Source organism: Cryobacterium sp. MP_M3 (genome assembly GCF_015752155.1).
Taxonomy (GTDB): domain Bacteria; phylum Actinomycetota; class Actinomycetes; order Actinomycetales; family Microbacteriaceae; genus Cryobacterium.
Genome location: NZ_JADOVI010000030.1, coordinates 1 through 14,351, shown reverse-complemented (window position 1 = coordinate 14,351; position 14,351 = coordinate 1). Strand labels below are relative to the sequence as shown.

The following is a 14,351-nucleotide window of genomic DNA, read 5'->3' as shown; positions in this document are numbered from 1 at the left end:
CGTCCGAGCTGCTGCTGGGTGGTGCTCACCGGGATGGCCATACCCGCACACTACGACCAGCCACCGACATTCCCCGGGGCACAACCGGACCTCGCACTTGGGTGTGGATAAGCTGATCAAACCCGTTTTGTGGAGGACAAGTCCAGGGTGATTTCGACAGACCCGAGGGAGATCAAACCAGCGGGAGCAACTCCGCGGTGCTGGTCACCGTGGCGAACCCTCCGGCGGCCAGGTTCAGGGCGGTCATGCGCATGACCTCGTCGGCCGTGGCCGACAGCGGGGCCCCGTTCCGCGGCGCCAGCTCGACCAGGCCGAAGGTGCGGGTGGCGTCCAGGGGAACGATCACGTCGTAGCCGAGGTTGCCGCCCATCCGGGCGGTGGTCTCCACGCACATATTGGTCTGGATGCCGCAGATCACGAGCTGGTGGATGCCCTGCCGCCCGAGCCACTGGTGCAGGTCGGGGTCGCCGATGAAGGCCGAGTTCACATTCTTGGTCACCAGCAGGCTGGCCGGGAGCGCCGCGATGCTCGGTTTGAGCGCGTTTCCCGGCTTCCCCGGATGCAGCGACGACCCCGCAGTCTTGCTGTCGTGCCGCACGACGACGATCGGCCGGCCGGTCGAAATCCAGGCTGTCGCGAGGGCGTCGATGTTGGCCTCGCAGCCGAGATTGGTGGTGGAGCCCCACTCGGACTCATCGAATCCCTGCTGCACATCGATGATGACGAGTGCCGCGTTTGTGTCAATGCTGGTCATTCCTCCATCAAACCCCCTTTCGGCGGTTTCGCGCACCGTGGCCGGCATCCGTTTCGGACCAGGACCACCTGCCCTGTCCTCATCTCGGCGCCGGTTCCGATGCCGGCTATGCCCGAATGAGCCGCAACCCGATCGACGTGGTGATCGGCTCCCGCTGCCCGCCGGAGTGCACGATGTGCGAACCGTCGACGGTGAGCTGGCTGGCGTGACAGCGGAGGGCGGCGGTCACCGTGGGCAGGTGCCGGTCAAGAACGAACCATTCGCCGTCATCGGCGGGCTCGTGCAGGATCTCCGCGAACGGCGTGCCCACGGCGCGGCACGATGCGAGGGCGGCATCGTGCATCCGCACATGGTCGGGGTGCCCGTAGCCTCCTCCGCTGTCGTAGCTGATGACGAGCGCCGGCCGCAGCGCCAGGATGAGGGGCGCGATATCCGCCACCACCTCGGCCAGGGGCGCGATCGCGAGGGCGTCGTCGTCGACGTCGTCCGCGGGGCCGGCCAATCCGGGGCGGATCCAGGTCATGCCGGAGTCCCGGTAGCGGCGCGGGGCCAGGCCGGCTGCCCGGGCGGGCGGCTCGCCGAGCCAGAACCGGTCGGAGACCCCGAGCGCGGTCGTGGCCCGCTGCAACTCCTGTTCGCGTGCCGTGGTCAGCTCGGCCGTGCCCTCGAGGCCGGAGAGCGGCCCCGGAACGACCTCGCCGCGTTCGCCGCGGGAGGCGGTGAGCAGCGACACCCGGATGCCGCGCTCGACCAGTTCCGCGATCAGGGCACCGGTGGAGATCGCCTCGTCGTCGGGGTGGGCGTGCACGAGGAGCACGGGGCCGCCCAGGCTCAGATTCACGCGATCGCGAGATGCTGGTGGTGGTCCGCGCCGGGGCCGGTGAGAGCACGGTAGACGACCAGCAGGCCTCTGGCCGAGCGGGGCCAGTCCAGGTCCTCCGCGTGCTCGCGCCCCGCGACGGCCAGGCGCCGGGCCAGGCCGGGGTTCGACAGGATCGTGGTGATGGCGCCGGCCCAGGCGGCGGGGTCGCGCGACTCGAGCACCACACCGGTGTCGCCGTGGAGGACGGCCTCGCGGAGGCCGCCGGATGCCGCGGCGACCACGGGCACGCCGCTCGCCGCGCCTTCGAGGGCGACCAGGCCGAAGGTCTCGGAGTGGGAAGGGATGAGCACCACACGAGCATCGCGCAGCAGCGCGGCCAGCGCGACCCGGGACTGCGGGCCGACGAAGCGCACTCCGGCTCCGATCCCATGCCGGGCCGCGAGCGCCTTGAGTTCGTCGACGTATCCGTCGAAGTCGCCCGAGGCGTCCCCGGCGATGACCAGTTCGGGGCGCACCGCTTCCGGGACCGCTGCGATCGCCTCGATTGCCAGGTCGAGGCCCTTCAACGGCTGGAGGCGCGCGGCCACGACCGCATAGCCGCGGCCCGCGGCAGGTTCCGGAGCGGTCGGACGGAAGAGGCTCCCGTCGACGCCCGGCGGCACGACGGCGACTCGATCAGGTGAGCCGCCGAGGCGTACCACCACGGTTTCGGCCTCGGCCGCGCTGATCGCCACGATGGCGTCGGATTCGCGGGCGAGCCAGGCCTCTCCGGCCATCCGCCCGGGTGATTCCGGGCGCTCCCCGGCGGACAGCGGGGTGGACTCGTCGGCCGCAATGCTGTGGAAGCTCTGCACATGGGGCACCCCGCCGAGACGGGCGAGGGGAAGGGCGGCCATCCCGGAGAACCAGTGGTGGGAGTGGTAGATGTCATAGGGGCCGAGGGCGCTCATCCGCAGCCGGAACTCGTCGATGAACGCCTCGTGGTCGCCCTTCGCCACGGGTTCCGCCGGGCCGGCGTCGAGGTACCGCAGGGTGACCCCCGGGGTGAGCTGCACATTGCCGGCCAGTTCGAACGACGAGCGCCGGGTCAGGATGTCCACGGTGTGGCCCGCCGCGGCCAGGGCCTCGGCCTGCTGGCGGACTACGACGTTCATGCCGCCGGCGTCGCCCGAACCCGGCTCCGCGCCCGGCGAGGTGTGCAGGCAGACGAGCGCGATGTGAAGGGAAGGCAACGGGTCAGGCACCAGAAGATCGTAGCCCCGCAGATTCGGCGTTCTCTGGGAAGTATTCGCCCGCGCCCGCAGCCCGGCGGATAGGCTGCGGGAATGGGGACCAGGGGAAAGTTCTGGAAGGTCGGCCCGACAATTGCGTTGGCCGTGTCGGTGTCAATGATCCTGCTCGTGGTCGTGACCATCAGCCTGAACATGCGCACGGACAGGCCGACCACCCGCGCCGGCGTGATCGAGGAAGTGCTCGTCGACGTCGATTCGATCGCGGCGACGCTTCCCGCGGGCACCATCGTGTCCACCTCGGAGGCGAGCGCGGGCTCCGACTGCCCGGACGGAAGCGGCGGCGAAGAGGTTGCCGTGTCCCGCACGTTGACCGTCGGGCCCGACTTCGACCGCAATGCCTGGGTCGACAGCGTCGCCCGGCACTATGAGGGCAAGGGCTGGAGCGTCACCGAGAAGACCCTGGACAACCGGGACCACATCGCGCTCAAACTTGTCGGCCAGCAACTCCTGATCTACCGGGTCACCGTCACGGACGAGACCGGCGTCCCGCAGGTGATCATCCGCTCCACCTCCCGGTGCACGGAGCCGGCGACTTCCTGACGAGAACCGGAGAAGACACATGAGCACCGATCACACCCCGGTCACCCGGGCCCTTGAGGCCTATGCGGCCGCCGTCCGCGCGAAGGACGTCGACGCGTTCGCCGACATCTATGCCGAGGACGTGCACGTATTCGACGCGTGGGGCCGGTGGGAGCACGTCGGCATCGCCGCCTGGCGGGCGATGGCGACCGAGTGGTTCGGCTCTCTCGGCACCGAGCTGGTCGATGTGACCTTCGCCGAGGTGCGCTCCTCCATCGGCAGCAACGTCGCCTTCGCGTCCGCCGCCGTGACGTATGCCGCGACGTCGGCGGCCGGGGAGTCCCTGCGCTCGATGACGAACCGCATCACGGTCGGCCTCGAGCGCCAGGACGGAACCTGGAAGGTCGTCCACGAGCACACCTCGCTACCCATCGACCTCGCGAGCGGCAGGGGTATCTTTTCGCGCTGACCTGTCGGACCGGTCGCCGTCACCCGCCATTGCGCTGGAATTGCTTCCGCTGGAGGATGGCGACCTCGCCGCCGACGGCCCGAACGAGCTCCCATCCGCGAAACCCCGGAACCTGCCCTATCAGGCCTGGGACGTCATCAGGCAGCCGATGTTGCTGCTCCTCCTCGGCGCCGGAACCGTCAATTTCCTCCTCGCCGAGCCCCTGGACGGCGCGATCCTGATGTCCTTCGTCGTCATCGTCATCGGCATCTCGATCTACCAGGAACGCAAGACCGAGAACGCCCTCGCTGCGCTTCGCGACCTTACATCCCCGCGCGCTCGTCATCCGCGACGGCAGCCAGGTGCGCATCGCCGGACGCGATGTCGTGCGCGGCGACACAGTGCTGCTCGCCGAAGGCGACCGGGTTCCCGCCGATTCCGCGCTGGTCGACTGCGTCAACGTCTCTGTCGACGAATCCGCCCTCACCGGAGAATCCGTGCCGGTGCGCAAGTCGGCTCTCGCCACCGAGTCCGTGTCCGCACCGATGGGGGCACCGGGCGGCGGCGGAACACCGTGGGTGTTCTCGGGGACCCTCGTCGTCAAAGGGCGGGCCATCGCCGTGGTCAAGGGCACGGCGGCGAACACCGAATTGGGCTGGATCGGAACGGCGCTGCGCACGATCGAAACCGACCGCACCCCCTGCAACGGGAGATCGACCGCCTCGTGCGCGTCATCGCCGTGATCGGCCTCCTCGCGGCACTGGCCGTCACGGTGATCTACGGCCTGACCCGAGGGGTCTGGTTGGAAGGGGTCCTGGCGGGCATCGCCACCGCGATGGCGATGCTCCCTGAGGAGTTCCCGGTCGTGCTCGCGGTCTTTCTCGCCCTCGGCGCGTGGCGCATGTCGCAACGGCACATCCTCACCCGGCGGATGCCGGTGATAGAAACGCTCGGGACGGCAACGGTCATCTGCGTGGACAAGACCGGCACGCTCACGATGAACAGCATGACAGCGCAGGAGCTCGTCGTGGACGGGGCCTCCCACGTGATCGACGGCCGGCCCGTGCCGGAACGCTTTCACCCCCTCGTCGAGTTCGGCCGGCTCGCGTCGCCGATCGATCCGTTCGACCCGATGGATCTCGCCTTCACCGAGTTGGCGGATGCCTGCCTCGCCGGCACCGAGCACGCCCACCCGGGGTGGGAACTCGTGCGGGAGTACCCGTTGTCGGACAAGCTGCTCGCCCTCTCCCATGTCTGGCGCTCGCCGAACGGCACCGACTACGTCATCGCGGCCAAGGGGCACCAGAGGCCATCGCCGACCTCTGCCATCTCGACGCGGAACGGATCAAGGGTCTCACCATCCAGGTGGACCGTGCCACGCGGGGAGGCCAGCGGGTACTGGCTGTGGCGCGCGCCGTCTTCGGCCGCGAACGCACCCTCCCGGAGGCGCAACACGACTTCGAATTCGAGTTCCTGGGCCTGGCCGGGCTGCGGGATCCCGTGCGCCCGGGCGTCGCGGAGGCCGTCGCCGAGTGTGCGCGCGCCGGAGTCCGCACCGTCATGATCACGGGGGACTATCCCGGCACGGCGCTGGCGGTCGCACGCGAGATCGGACTCGGCGATGAGGGCGGCTGCATCACCGGCCCCGAGCTGGCGGCGATGGAGACCGCGGAACTGGCGCGGCGCATCCGCACCGTCAGCGTCTTCGCCCGGATGGTTCCCGGGCAGAAACTCCAGCTCATCCGTGCGCTCAAGGCCAACGGCGAGGTGGTCGGGATGACCGGGGACGGCGTCAACGACGCGCCCGCCTTGCGCGCCGCCGATATCGGAATCGCCATGGGCGCTCGCGGCACCGATGTGGCCCGCGAGTCCGCCGCGCTCGTGATCACCGACGACGACTTCGCCTCCATCGCCGCCGGAATCCGCCAGGGGCGCGGCATCTTCGACAACCTGCGCAAGGCGATGTCGTACATCATCGCCGTGCACGTGCCGATCGTGGGAATGTCGCTCATCCCGGTCTTCGTCGGCGACTGGCCCCTTGTTCTCCTGGCCGTGCTGATCGCGTTCCTCGAGCTGATCATCGACCCGGCCTGTTCCGTCGTGTTCGAGTCGGAGCAGGCCGACCCTCGCATCATGGAGCACCAGCCGCGGGGTCTCGCCGAGCCCATGTTCGACCGGCGTGTGCTCACGATCGCCGTGCTCCAGGGCGTCTCCGCCCTTGCGGCCGTGCTGGGCGTCTACTTGTGGGCGGTCCTGGCTGATCGGCCGGACGACGTCGTGCGCTCGGTCACCTTCGCGACCCTGGTGATCGGCAACGTTGCTCTCATCCTGGTGAAACGGTCGTGGACGCTGAACATCTGGCGAACCTTCGAGCACCGAAACCGCACGGTCAAGTGGATGCTGCTGGGTTCCGTTTCCCTGCTCCTGATCGTGCTGCTCGTCCCGGGGCTCCGGGATGCTTTCAACCTGGGTCCGATCGGGCCGGGCGACTGGGCGGTCGCCTTCATCGCGGGTTTCGCCGGAGTGGCCTGGTTCGAGGTCTACAAGGTCGCCGTCGGCACCGGGAACCGTTGAGTTCGTCACCCAGTCGTCCACTCACCGAATGGCCGGCGACCCTGACACCGTCCTCGTGCTCCACTACTTCGACTCGGTGGAGAAAGCCCACGCCTTCTTCGCTAACCCCGACCTGAAAGAGGCGATGCAGCGAGGCGGCGTCATCGGAGAGCCGCGGATCGAGTTCTTCGACTAGGTGCGTCGCCTCCTGCACCTCTAGGCGGCAGCCGCCAGCCCTGCCGCGAGCGGTGTCGTCGGCCGGCCGATGAGGCGGGCGAGGTCCCCGCTGGTCTCGCCGAGCAGACCGTCACGGATGTTGGCGTCGAGCCCGACGACGAAGCCCACCGTGCCCTGGTCCAGCCCGAACCCCGCGAGCAGTTCCGCATGCTCCGCCGGTGCGAGGTTGCGGAAGGCCACCTCCGTGCCGATCAGTGCGCCGATCGTCGCCGCGAGTTCGGCGAAGTCCCAGGCGTGGTCGCCCGAGAGCTCGAGGGTACGACCGGCGAGGGAGCCGTCCAGGAGGGCGACCGCCGCGGCATCCGCGTAGTCGGCCCGGCTGGCGCTGGCGACCCGGCCGGAGCCGACGCTCGCGACGATCTCGCCCGACTGGCGCGCCTTCTCGATCTCCCCGGCGTAGTTCTCGGTGTACCAGCCGTTGCGGAGGATCGTGAATGGAACCCCGGACGCGACCAGGAACTCCTCTGTCGCCTTGTGCTCGGGCGCCAGCAGCAGGTCCGAGGTGGTGGCCTGGGGCGCGCTCGTGTACACGATGCGGCCCACGCCGGCCTCCATGGCCGCCGTGATCACCGTCGAGTGCTGGAGGAAGCGCCGGCCGAGCTCGGAGCCGGACACCAGGGCGAGCACGTCGCCGGGCTGGACGACCGCGGTCACCGTCTCGGGCCGTGCATAGTCGAGCACGGCCGTCTTCACGCCGAGGGCGGCCAGCGCCGCCAGGTTGTCCGCGTTGCGAGCGGTGGCGATGATGTCGGCGGGGGCCGCGCCCCGGGCGAGCAGGGACTCGACGATGAGACGGCCGAGGTGGCCGGAGGTGGCCGTGACGATGTATGACATGGGATGCCCTTTCGGTTGCTTGCCGGTGTCAACGACCGGCCAGTTCCATTACTTCCCTGACGCAGGTACCCACTTTTTTGTAAGCTACCCACATGAAGGTAAGTTTTGAGGTTTCCCGGGCCCGGCCCGGCGCGGTCGGCGGCCTGTATCCGGCGAAGTGCGCCACCCGCACGGTGCTCGACCATGTGACCAGCAAGTGGGGCGTGCTGGTGCTGCTGGCGCTCGAGCAGGAGTCCCTCCGCTGGGGAGAACTGCGGCGGGCCATCGAGGGCATCAGCGAGAAGATGCTCGCGTCGACCCTGCGCACACTCGAGGCGGACGGTTTCGTCAACCGGGAGGCGCAGGCAACCATCCCGCCGCGCGTCGACTACGAGCTGACCGAGCGAGGCCGGGAGCTCACCCGCCGCCTGCTGCCGCTGATGGACTGGATCGCCGACAACGCCGACGAGATCGTGGCGCTATGAGAGCGGACCGACCTAGCGGCTCGTAACGGTGCCGCCGAGTGAGGCGACGGCGCGCAGCAGGCGGGGGCCGGCGGCGAGCCAGGCCACAACCATCACAGCCAGCGACGCAGCGAAGATCCAGAACCCGGTCCAGCCGTTGCCGCTCGTTGCCGCGTACATGTGGTTCAGATTGCGCAGGGCGCCGGTCGCGAGAACCAGTGTGACGTGCACCGCGATGAAGACCAGGAAGAAGACCATCACGCCGACATGCACGGCCCGGGTCGCGGCGATCGGGACGAGTTTGCTGAGCCTGCGAGAGGTCCAGAGTGGAGAAAGCCGGATGCCGGTGGCCAGGGCGAGAGGCGCGGCCACGAACACGATGCTGAAGTAACTCAGCGTCTGCAGGGCGTTGTAGTTGACCCAGCCGTCGCCGACGGGCCAGCCCAGTGACGCGTACTGGATCAGGGCGGAGACGGCGTTCGGGAAGACGTCCCAGCTGACCGGCACGATCCGCACCCACTGGCCGGTGGCGAAGAGCAGCACGTAGAAGACCAGCCCGTTGAGCACCCAGAGGGCGTCGACGGTGAGGTGCAGCCAGACGTTGATGCCCATCCGGGTCGGTGCCCGGCGGGTGCGCAGGGCGCCGGTGTTCCGCCGGGTCCAGAACATGGTCGGACGCCCGGCCGTGCGCACCTGCCAGCCCGAGCGCACGATGAACAGGATGAAGAAGACGTTCAGGCCGTGCTGCCAGGCCAGCCAGGCAGGAAAACCGACAGGTGCCCCGGCCGGCAGCGCGGAGGCGCCGGGATAGTCGACCAAGAAGGATTCGACCGCGGGCACGGAGCGAATGCCCTTGGCGGCGAGCACGGCCGCGACAAGGAAGAGGACCGCGACGGGCAGGGCCCAGGCCAGGGTGAGCCGGATGCTCCGGCCCGACCCGAAGAACCGGGAGCTCTCCGCGGTCACCGTTCGCCCCGCCGGACGATCGCGTTGTGCGGCATGAGAGAGTCTTCCTGGTCGGGCGGAAACGGTCGGCAGGCCGGCGCGCGGGCGCCGACTATGCCATCATCGACCATTTCGTGCTCCGGGGTGCGTATGCCGCGTAAAGCAACGAAACCTGGGCGCCCCGCTGCGTGGAGCAGCCCTCCCGCCAACGGTTTCCCTAGTGCGGCAGGAGAACGATCTTGCCGATGTGCCGGCGCTCGGCGAACTCCTTCTGCGCATCCGCGATTTCGGCCAAGGGGAAGGTGCTGCTGATCTGAGGCCGGACCTGGCCGCCGCGAGCGAGCTCGACCAGCCGGCGGAAATGGACCCGCGTGTGCATGGAAGATCCGATCAGCTGCACGTTGTGGAGGTAGAGGCGGCGCAGGTCGAACTCGACGACCGGCCCGGCCACGGCACCGGCGATCACCCATCGGCCGTTGTCGCGGAGCAGAGGCATCATCGCGGCGAGCCCCGGCCCGCCGGCGATGTCGGCAACCGCGTCCAGACCGCGGGGGGCCGCGGCACTGATCCGGGCCAGGACGTCGGGTGAATCACGGTTGAAGACCTGGGCAGCCCCGTTTGCGAGCACGGCGTCCCCTTTGGACCCGCTGGTGATCGCCAGCACATGCGCTCCTCGAGCCGCCGCGAGCTGCACCAGCGCGAGTCCGACGCCCCCGGAGGCGCCCGTCACGAGCACCGCCTCGCCCGAGCGCACGCTCGCGCGTTCCAGCATCCCGATCGCCGTGCCGAACGCGACCGGCAGGCACGCCAGCTGCTCGTCGGACAGCGGCGAGTCCTGCACATCGTGCGCATGAGAGGCATCCACGGCGACGTACTGTGCGAACCCGCCGTCGGCCTCGCTGCCGAGGTAGCCCACCGGCGACGCGTCGTCGTCATCGGAGCCGTAGAGGGCCGGGTCGACCAGCACGCGGCGGCCCACCAGTTCACCGGTCGCTCCCGGCCCGGCCTCCACGACGACGCCGGCGATGTCACCGCCCTGGATGCGCGGGAAATCGAAGGTGCCCAGCCACCCGGCCTGCGCCGACGGGTCTTCGGGCAGCCCGTATGCGCCCTGGCGGGTCCACAGGTCGGTGTTGTTGACCGCAGCCGCGGTGACTTTCACCAGCACCTGACCTCGCCGCGGCAGGGGGCGGGGCCAGTCGTGATGCAGCTCGAGTACGTCGGGACCGCCGAATCTGGTCAATACGGCTGCGGTCATGGTGTCCATCGGTCAAGCCTGCCAGCCTTGGCGGAATTGCGCGAAAGCCGCCTCGCGACGGAGGCGCGGCGACATGCCCGGAAGTCCGGTCAGCAGGTTCGGTCACGGCGGCTGGCCCTTTCGCGCCGCTGGACCCATCGGGTGAACGCGCGGCGACCGCTTTAAGCCAGTGGGGCCAGTGCGGCCAGGGCGTCTTGGGCGCGCGTCAGCGACGACTCGAGTCCCCACTCGGCGGCCAACCGATCCAGTTCGGCTGCCCGATCGCCGGTGCCGACCCGGATGCGCGCGTCGAACACGGGCAGGTCGAGGTCGCGGACGACCTTCACCACGGCCGGGGCGACTGTGAGGTAGTCGGCGGCGGCGATGATCCTGGCGCGCACGGGTGAGGCCATCCCCGACGCGGTGTCTGCCGCTGCGGCGACGATCCCGTCGAGGCTGCCGTAACCGGACAGCAGCGCGGCCGCCGTCTTCTCGCCGACGCCGGGCACGCCGGGCAGCCCGTCGGAGGCGTCGCCGCGCATCGCGGCGAAGTCCGCGTACTGCGCCGGGCTGACTCCGTATTTGGCCAGGAGCGCGGCATCCGTCAGGATCTCCAGCCGGGCCATGCCGCGCCCGGTGTAGATGACCCGCACGTCGCGGGAGTCGTCGACCAGCTGGAAGAGGTCACGGTCGCCGGTGACGACATCCACAGGGATCCGGGACTGCGAGGCCAGCGTGCCGATAACATCGTCAGCCTCGTGGTCCGGGGCCCCGATCACCGGCACCCCGAGGGCGCCGAGCACCTCACGGATGACCGGGACCTGAGGGAGGAGCAAGTCTGGAACGTCCTCGAGCGGGTGGCCGCCGGCATCCGCCGGCTGTGCGGCGGCGACCCGATGGGTCTTGTAGGTGGGTATCAGGTCCACCCGCCAACCGGGGCGCCAGTCGTCGTCCCAGCAGGCCACGATTCCGCTCGGCCGGAACTCGGACGCGAGCCGGGCGATGATGTCGAGCAGTCCCCGGACGGCGTTCACAGGTGTGCCGTTCGGCGCCTGCACGGAATCGGGCACCCCGTGGAAGGCGCGGAAGTAGAGGGCAGCGGTGTCGAGGAGCATCAGGCGCTCGCGGTGATCGGTCACGGCGGCATCCTCCCACAATCGGCCGGAGAGCGGTCGAAGGCCGCAGCGACGCCGAACGGGACGTCCGTCGTCGGCGCGGACGTGCACGCCCTGACCCTGGAACTCGTGCCTCTGTTCCAGGTCAGGTGCCAGGCGAGCCCGGAGAACGGATGCCGGATCATCCGATATCAGACTCATCCGTTCGGCTCATGTCACCCGTCGCCGGGGCGGAACCCGTCGGACCGTACCGCAGCAGAACCGTGCCCTTCTTCGACGGGGCCGCGGCGCTGAGCAGTTCAAGGGACAGGGGCGGCCCGTCCGCGGGGAAGAGGCGTTTGCCGGGGCCGAGCACGATCGGGTAGACCCACAGATTCAACTGGTCAAACAGGCCGTCGGCGACGAGAGTGCGGGCGAAGTCGATGCTGCCGATCACGTGGATCTCCCGGTGCCGCTCGCGCAGAACAGCCAGCTCTGCGGCGAGGTCGCGGCCGAGCAGATGCGAGTCCCGCCAGCCGAGGTTCGGCGCGCCCCGCGAGGCGACGTACTTGGGGATCGCGTCGAACTTGCGCGCGATGTCGGCGTCGGGCCCGTCGAGGTGATGTGGCCAGTAGCCGGCGAAGATGTCGTAGGTGCGCCGGCCGAGCAGCAGCGCGTCCATGGCCTGGATCCCCTCCGCTATCTGGGCGCCGTCGGCCTCGTCAATCAGGGGCGCCTGCCAGCCGCCGAAGGCGAATCCGTCGTCGGTGTCTTCGTCGGGGCCTCCGGGAGCCTGGGCGACCCCGTCGAGCGTGGTGAAGAGGTCGATCTGAATTCGACCGGTCATGGAGCTCTCCTCTCCGTTCAGACCTGAGAGTCAGGTTCATTGTCCCGTCTGGGTTTGAGCTATCCACTGCTTCAGTATTGAGCGCAGGTACTGGCTTGCCTCTTCAACTTGTTCTGCTGACGCAAATCTGGCGATGGCCAACGGGCAATGTGCGCGCGTATTCGTCAACCAGCTGCGACATTCGCCCAATCTATCGCGGCCGCCTCGCTGACACGAAGGTCTACGGGAACGACACCTAGCTGACGGCTCTCTCCAGCAACGCCACCAATCGCTTCTGATCGGCGGCGGTCAGCCTTGTCACGGCGTAGGAGCTCGGCCAGAAATTGCCTTCGTCGAGGTTCGCGTCCTGTTGGAAGCCGATGGTGGCGTACCTCACCTTGAACTTGGCGGCGCTCTGGAAGAACACCACGACCTTGCCTTCAGCGTTGGTGTAGGCCGGCATGCCGTACCACGTCTTTGACCCCAGGGTGGTGTGGCCCTTGACCAGCTGGTGCAGAGTCTCGGCCAACTCCTTATCCGTGCCGGTCATGTCGGCGATCGCTGCCAGGCATACTGCCTCCAGGTCGGCGCCCTCCTGTGCGGCCTTTGCTTCGGCCGCTGCTGCCCGCATTGCTGCCTTTTCCTCTTTACTGAAGGCGGTGCTCATGGTCTGTTCCTTTCAGCTGTCGGGCTTATGCCGCAACTCTAGGCGGAACCAGATGGGGGTGCTTCTTTGATCCTGCTCGGCCTGGTCGGCATGACCACGCGCGTTTGATCGGATGGCTCGTCACGGATGAAGGCCGAGGTCTTCCGGGTTTGGCCTGATCAGAGCTATGTCAGCAGCAGGCGTCCGTGTCGGCGGTGCGTTCACCCGTGAGGGCGATGATCGGCACGGCGCAGGTGTCGCCCTTCCAGGCTTCCACACCCTCCCGGATGGCAAACCCTGCGATCACCAGTGCGGCGATCGAATCCGCCCACGCCCACCCCAAGAGCGAATTGAGCAGCAGCCCGGCCAGGAGCGCGGCGGACAGGTAGCTGCAGATCAGGGTCTGCTTCGAGTCCGCCACGGCCGAGGCGGATCCCAGCTCCCGGCCGGTGCGACGTTCGAACCAGCTCAGGACAGGCATGACGGCGAGGCTGACGGCGGCCAGCGCGATCCCGACGGGGCTGTGCTCCGCTTCGCGAAGGCCGAAGAGCGACAGGCAGGCATCAGCGATCACGTAGGCGGCCAGGCCGAAGAAGGAGTAAGCAACGACGCGCAGCGCGACCTTCTCGCGCTTCTCCGGGTCGGGGGCGGCGAATTGCCACGCGATCGCGGCTGCCGAGAGAACTTCGACGATGGAGTCGAGACCGAAGCTGATCAGGGCGGCAGAGGATGCCACGGTGCCGGCGGTGAGCGCGATGACCGCCTCGATCACGTTGTAGGTGATCGTGACGGCGACGACGAGCCGTATTCGGCGTTGAAGGATCAGTTTCCGGACCGGGTCCAGGGCGGGGGCGGGTCCGCTCGTGGTGGCGGTCATGCGCTGGTCCCGCAACAGAGGGGCAGGTCGCAGTCTTTGTCGCAGCATTCGACGCCGTCGTCCACCGAGAGCACAACGGCGAAGAGCAACGTCAGCGCTCGGGTCAGGTGTTGGTCGACGATTTCGTACCGTGTTTGTCGGCCCTCCGGCACGGCGGCAACAATGCCGCAACCGCGCAGGCAGCTCAAATGGTTCGATACGTTCGAGCGTGTGAGGTCGAGGTCGCGCGCCAGCCGGGCGGGATAGCCGGGCTGCTCGAGGAGGCTGAGCAGGATCCGTGAACGGGTCGGATCGGCCATTGCCCGGCCGAGCCGGATCATGACATCGAGGCGCGAGGCAACCGTCAGCATGAACTGACCATACAGCCACGGATGACCATTGGTTGAACTCGGTGAACGGACCTCGACGACGCAGATTCGGCGCCAAGTCGCGTAGGTTCCGGAGTCTTGGGGGGAGTGGCATTCGGGGATCCCTACCGGGCGACGGGTGAGACAGTCAGGGTACGTTGGGAGACGTGACTAGCCGTAGCGGACGCATCGCCCTGATCACCGTGGGCGTGATCGCTCTAATCCTTGGCGGAGTCTGGGCCGGGCAGGGTCTGAATCTGATCCCCGGTAGTTTCATGACGGGTAACCGGATATGGCTTTCCATCGGGCTAGTCCTCACCATCGTCGGCGTCATCCTGATTGTGCTCGGCCTACGACGGCCAGGGCACGACCGCACGAGCAGGTGAGACATGCCTTCCCCACAGTCACTCAGCGAAGCTGACCGCCGCCTCGTCGCAACGTGGGCTGCCGACTGTGCTGAGCGAGTCTTGGGCCTA

17 protein-coding genes and 2 pseudogenes are annotated in these 14,351 nt (G+C 68.6%); 8 read left to right on the top strand and 11 right to left on the bottom strand.

Annotated features, from left to right (window positions below; genetic code table 11):
• Window positions 1-172: 172 nt before the first annotated feature.
• From IWX89_RS17815 to IWX89_RS17805, 3 genes are all read right to left on the bottom strand, one after another.
• Window positions 173-754 carry a cysteine hydrolase family protein gene (locus IWX89_RS17815; RefSeq protein ID WP_196904875.1) on the bottom strand — a complete coding sequence of 194 codons (582 nt, stop codon included), beginning with the start codon at window positions 752-754 and terminating at the stop codon, window positions 173-175.
• Between the two features lie 106 nt (window positions 755-860).
• Window positions 861-1,595: a PIG-L deacetylase family protein gene (locus IWX89_RS17810; protein ID WP_196904874.1), complete on the bottom strand. Its 735-nt coding sequence runs from the start codon at window positions 1,593-1,595 to the stop codon at window positions 861-863.
• On the bottom strand, window positions 1,592-2,821 hold the full coding sequence (locus tag IWX89_RS17805) for a glycosyltransferase (protein ID WP_307836623.1): 1,230 nt from the start codon (window positions 2,819-2,821) through the stop codon (window positions 1,592-1,594). Before IWX89_RS17805 ends, IWX89_RS17810 begins: the two co-directional genes overlap by 4 nt.
• A gap of 81 nt (window positions 2,822-2,902) precedes the next feature.
• On the opposite strand from IWX89_RS17805, the gene IWX89_RS17800 reads away from it, so the two are divergent.
• The 6 genes and pseudogenes from IWX89_RS17800 to IWX89_RS17775 all read left to right on the top strand — a co-directional run bounded on the left by IWX89_RS17800 (window position 2,903) and on the right by IWX89_RS17775 (window position 6,585).
• Window positions 2,903-3,409, top strand: a complete 507-nt coding sequence (locus tag IWX89_RS17800) for a hypothetical protein (RefSeq protein ID WP_196904873.1) — start codon at window positions 2,903-2,905, stop codon at window positions 3,407-3,409.
• A 19-nt stretch (window positions 3,410-3,428) separates the two neighbouring features.
• Window positions 3,429-3,857 (top strand): nuclear transport factor 2 family protein, encoded by a 429-nt coding sequence (locus tag IWX89_RS17795; protein ID WP_196904872.1) that lies wholly within the window; start codon window positions 3,429-3,431, stop codon window positions 3,855-3,857.
• A gap of 40 nt (window positions 3,858-3,897) precedes the next feature.
• Window positions 3,898-3,984 (top strand): annotated as a pseudogene (locus IWX89_RS19155) (hypothetical protein); the annotation flags it as partial.
• Between the two features lie 214 nt (window positions 3,985-4,198).
• A pseudogene (locus IWX89_RS19150) lies at window positions 4,199-4,821 on the top strand (cation-translocating P-type ATPase); the annotation flags it as partial.
• Window positions 4,731-6,410, top strand: a complete 1,680-nt coding sequence (locus IWX89_RS19145; RefSeq protein ID WP_196904869.1) for a cation-transporting P-type ATPase — start codon at window positions 4,731-4,733, stop codon at window positions 6,408-6,410. The pseudogene IWX89_RS19150 and the gene IWX89_RS19145, both read left to right, overlap by 91 nt.
• 28 nt (window positions 6,411-6,438) lie before the next feature.
• Window positions 6,439-6,585, top strand: coding sequence for a hypothetical protein (locus IWX89_RS17775; protein WP_196904868.1), 147 nt, complete (start codon window positions 6,439-6,441; stop codon window positions 6,583-6,585).
• A 20-nt stretch (window positions 6,586-6,605) separates the two neighbouring features.
• On the opposite strand, the gene IWX89_RS17770 is transcribed toward IWX89_RS17775, so the two are convergent.
• Window positions 6,606-7,460: an NAD(P)H-binding protein gene (locus IWX89_RS17770; protein WP_196904867.1), complete on the bottom strand. Its 855-nt coding sequence runs from the start codon at window positions 7,458-7,460 to the stop codon at window positions 6,606-6,608.
• 92 nt (window positions 7,461-7,552) lie between these two features.
• Between IWX89_RS17770 and IWX89_RS17765 the strand changes: the two genes are divergently transcribed.
• Window positions 7,553-7,924: a helix-turn-helix domain-containing protein gene (locus tag IWX89_RS17765; protein ID WP_196904866.1), complete on the top strand. Its 372-nt coding sequence runs from the start codon at window positions 7,553-7,555 to the stop codon at window positions 7,922-7,924.
• A 12-nt stretch (window positions 7,925-7,936) separates the two neighbouring features.
• Here the strand turns inward: IWX89_RS17765 and IWX89_RS17760 are convergent, their stop codons facing one another.
• The 7 genes from IWX89_RS17760 to IWX89_RS17730 form a co-directional block, all read right to left on the bottom strand.
• Window positions 7,937-8,869: a hypothetical protein gene (locus IWX89_RS17760; RefSeq protein WP_307836621.1), complete on the bottom strand. Its 933-nt coding sequence runs from the start codon at window positions 8,867-8,869 to the stop codon at window positions 7,937-7,939.
• Window positions 8,870-9,065: 196 nt separating this feature from the next.
• Window positions 9,066-10,115: a zinc-binding dehydrogenase gene (locus IWX89_RS17755; RefSeq protein ID WP_196904865.1), complete on the bottom strand. Its 1,050-nt coding sequence runs from the start codon at window positions 10,113-10,115 to the stop codon at window positions 9,066-9,068.
• A gap of 152 nt (window positions 10,116-10,267) precedes the next feature.
• A complete protein-coding gene (locus tag IWX89_RS17750) occupies window positions 10,268-11,200 on the bottom strand; it encodes a 5'-3' exonuclease (RefSeq protein ID WP_196904876.1) in 933 nt (310 codons plus the stop codon).
• 181 nt (window positions 11,201-11,381) lie between these two features.
• Complete coding sequence (locus IWX89_RS17745; protein ID WP_196904864.1) at window positions 11,382-12,026, bottom strand: dihydrofolate reductase family protein; 645 nt, start codon at window positions 12,024-12,026, stop codon at window positions 11,382-11,384.
• Window positions 12,027-12,261: 235 nt separating this feature from the next.
• Window positions 12,262-12,672, bottom strand: a complete 411-nt coding sequence (locus IWX89_RS17740; RefSeq protein WP_196904863.1) for a hypothetical protein — start codon at window positions 12,670-12,672, stop codon at window positions 12,262-12,264.
• Window positions 12,673-12,841: 169 nt separating this feature from the next.
• Window positions 12,842-13,528 (bottom strand): cation transporter, encoded by a 687-nt coding sequence (locus tag IWX89_RS17735; protein WP_196904862.1) that lies wholly within the window; start codon window positions 13,526-13,528, stop codon window positions 12,842-12,844.
• On the bottom strand, window positions 13,525-13,878 hold the full coding sequence (locus IWX89_RS17730) for a helix-turn-helix transcriptional regulator (protein WP_196904861.1): 354 nt from the start codon (window positions 13,876-13,878) through the stop codon (window positions 13,525-13,527). Before IWX89_RS17730 ends, IWX89_RS17735 begins: the two co-directional genes overlap by 4 nt.
• Before the next feature lie 164 nt (window positions 13,879-14,042).
• On the opposite strand from IWX89_RS17730, the gene IWX89_RS17725 reads away from it, so the two are divergent.
• On the top strand, window positions 14,043-14,261 hold the full coding sequence (locus IWX89_RS17725; protein ID WP_196904860.1) for a hypothetical protein: 219 nt from the start codon (window positions 14,043-14,045) through the stop codon (window positions 14,259-14,261).
• Window positions 14,262-14,351 lie beyond the last annotated feature (90 nt).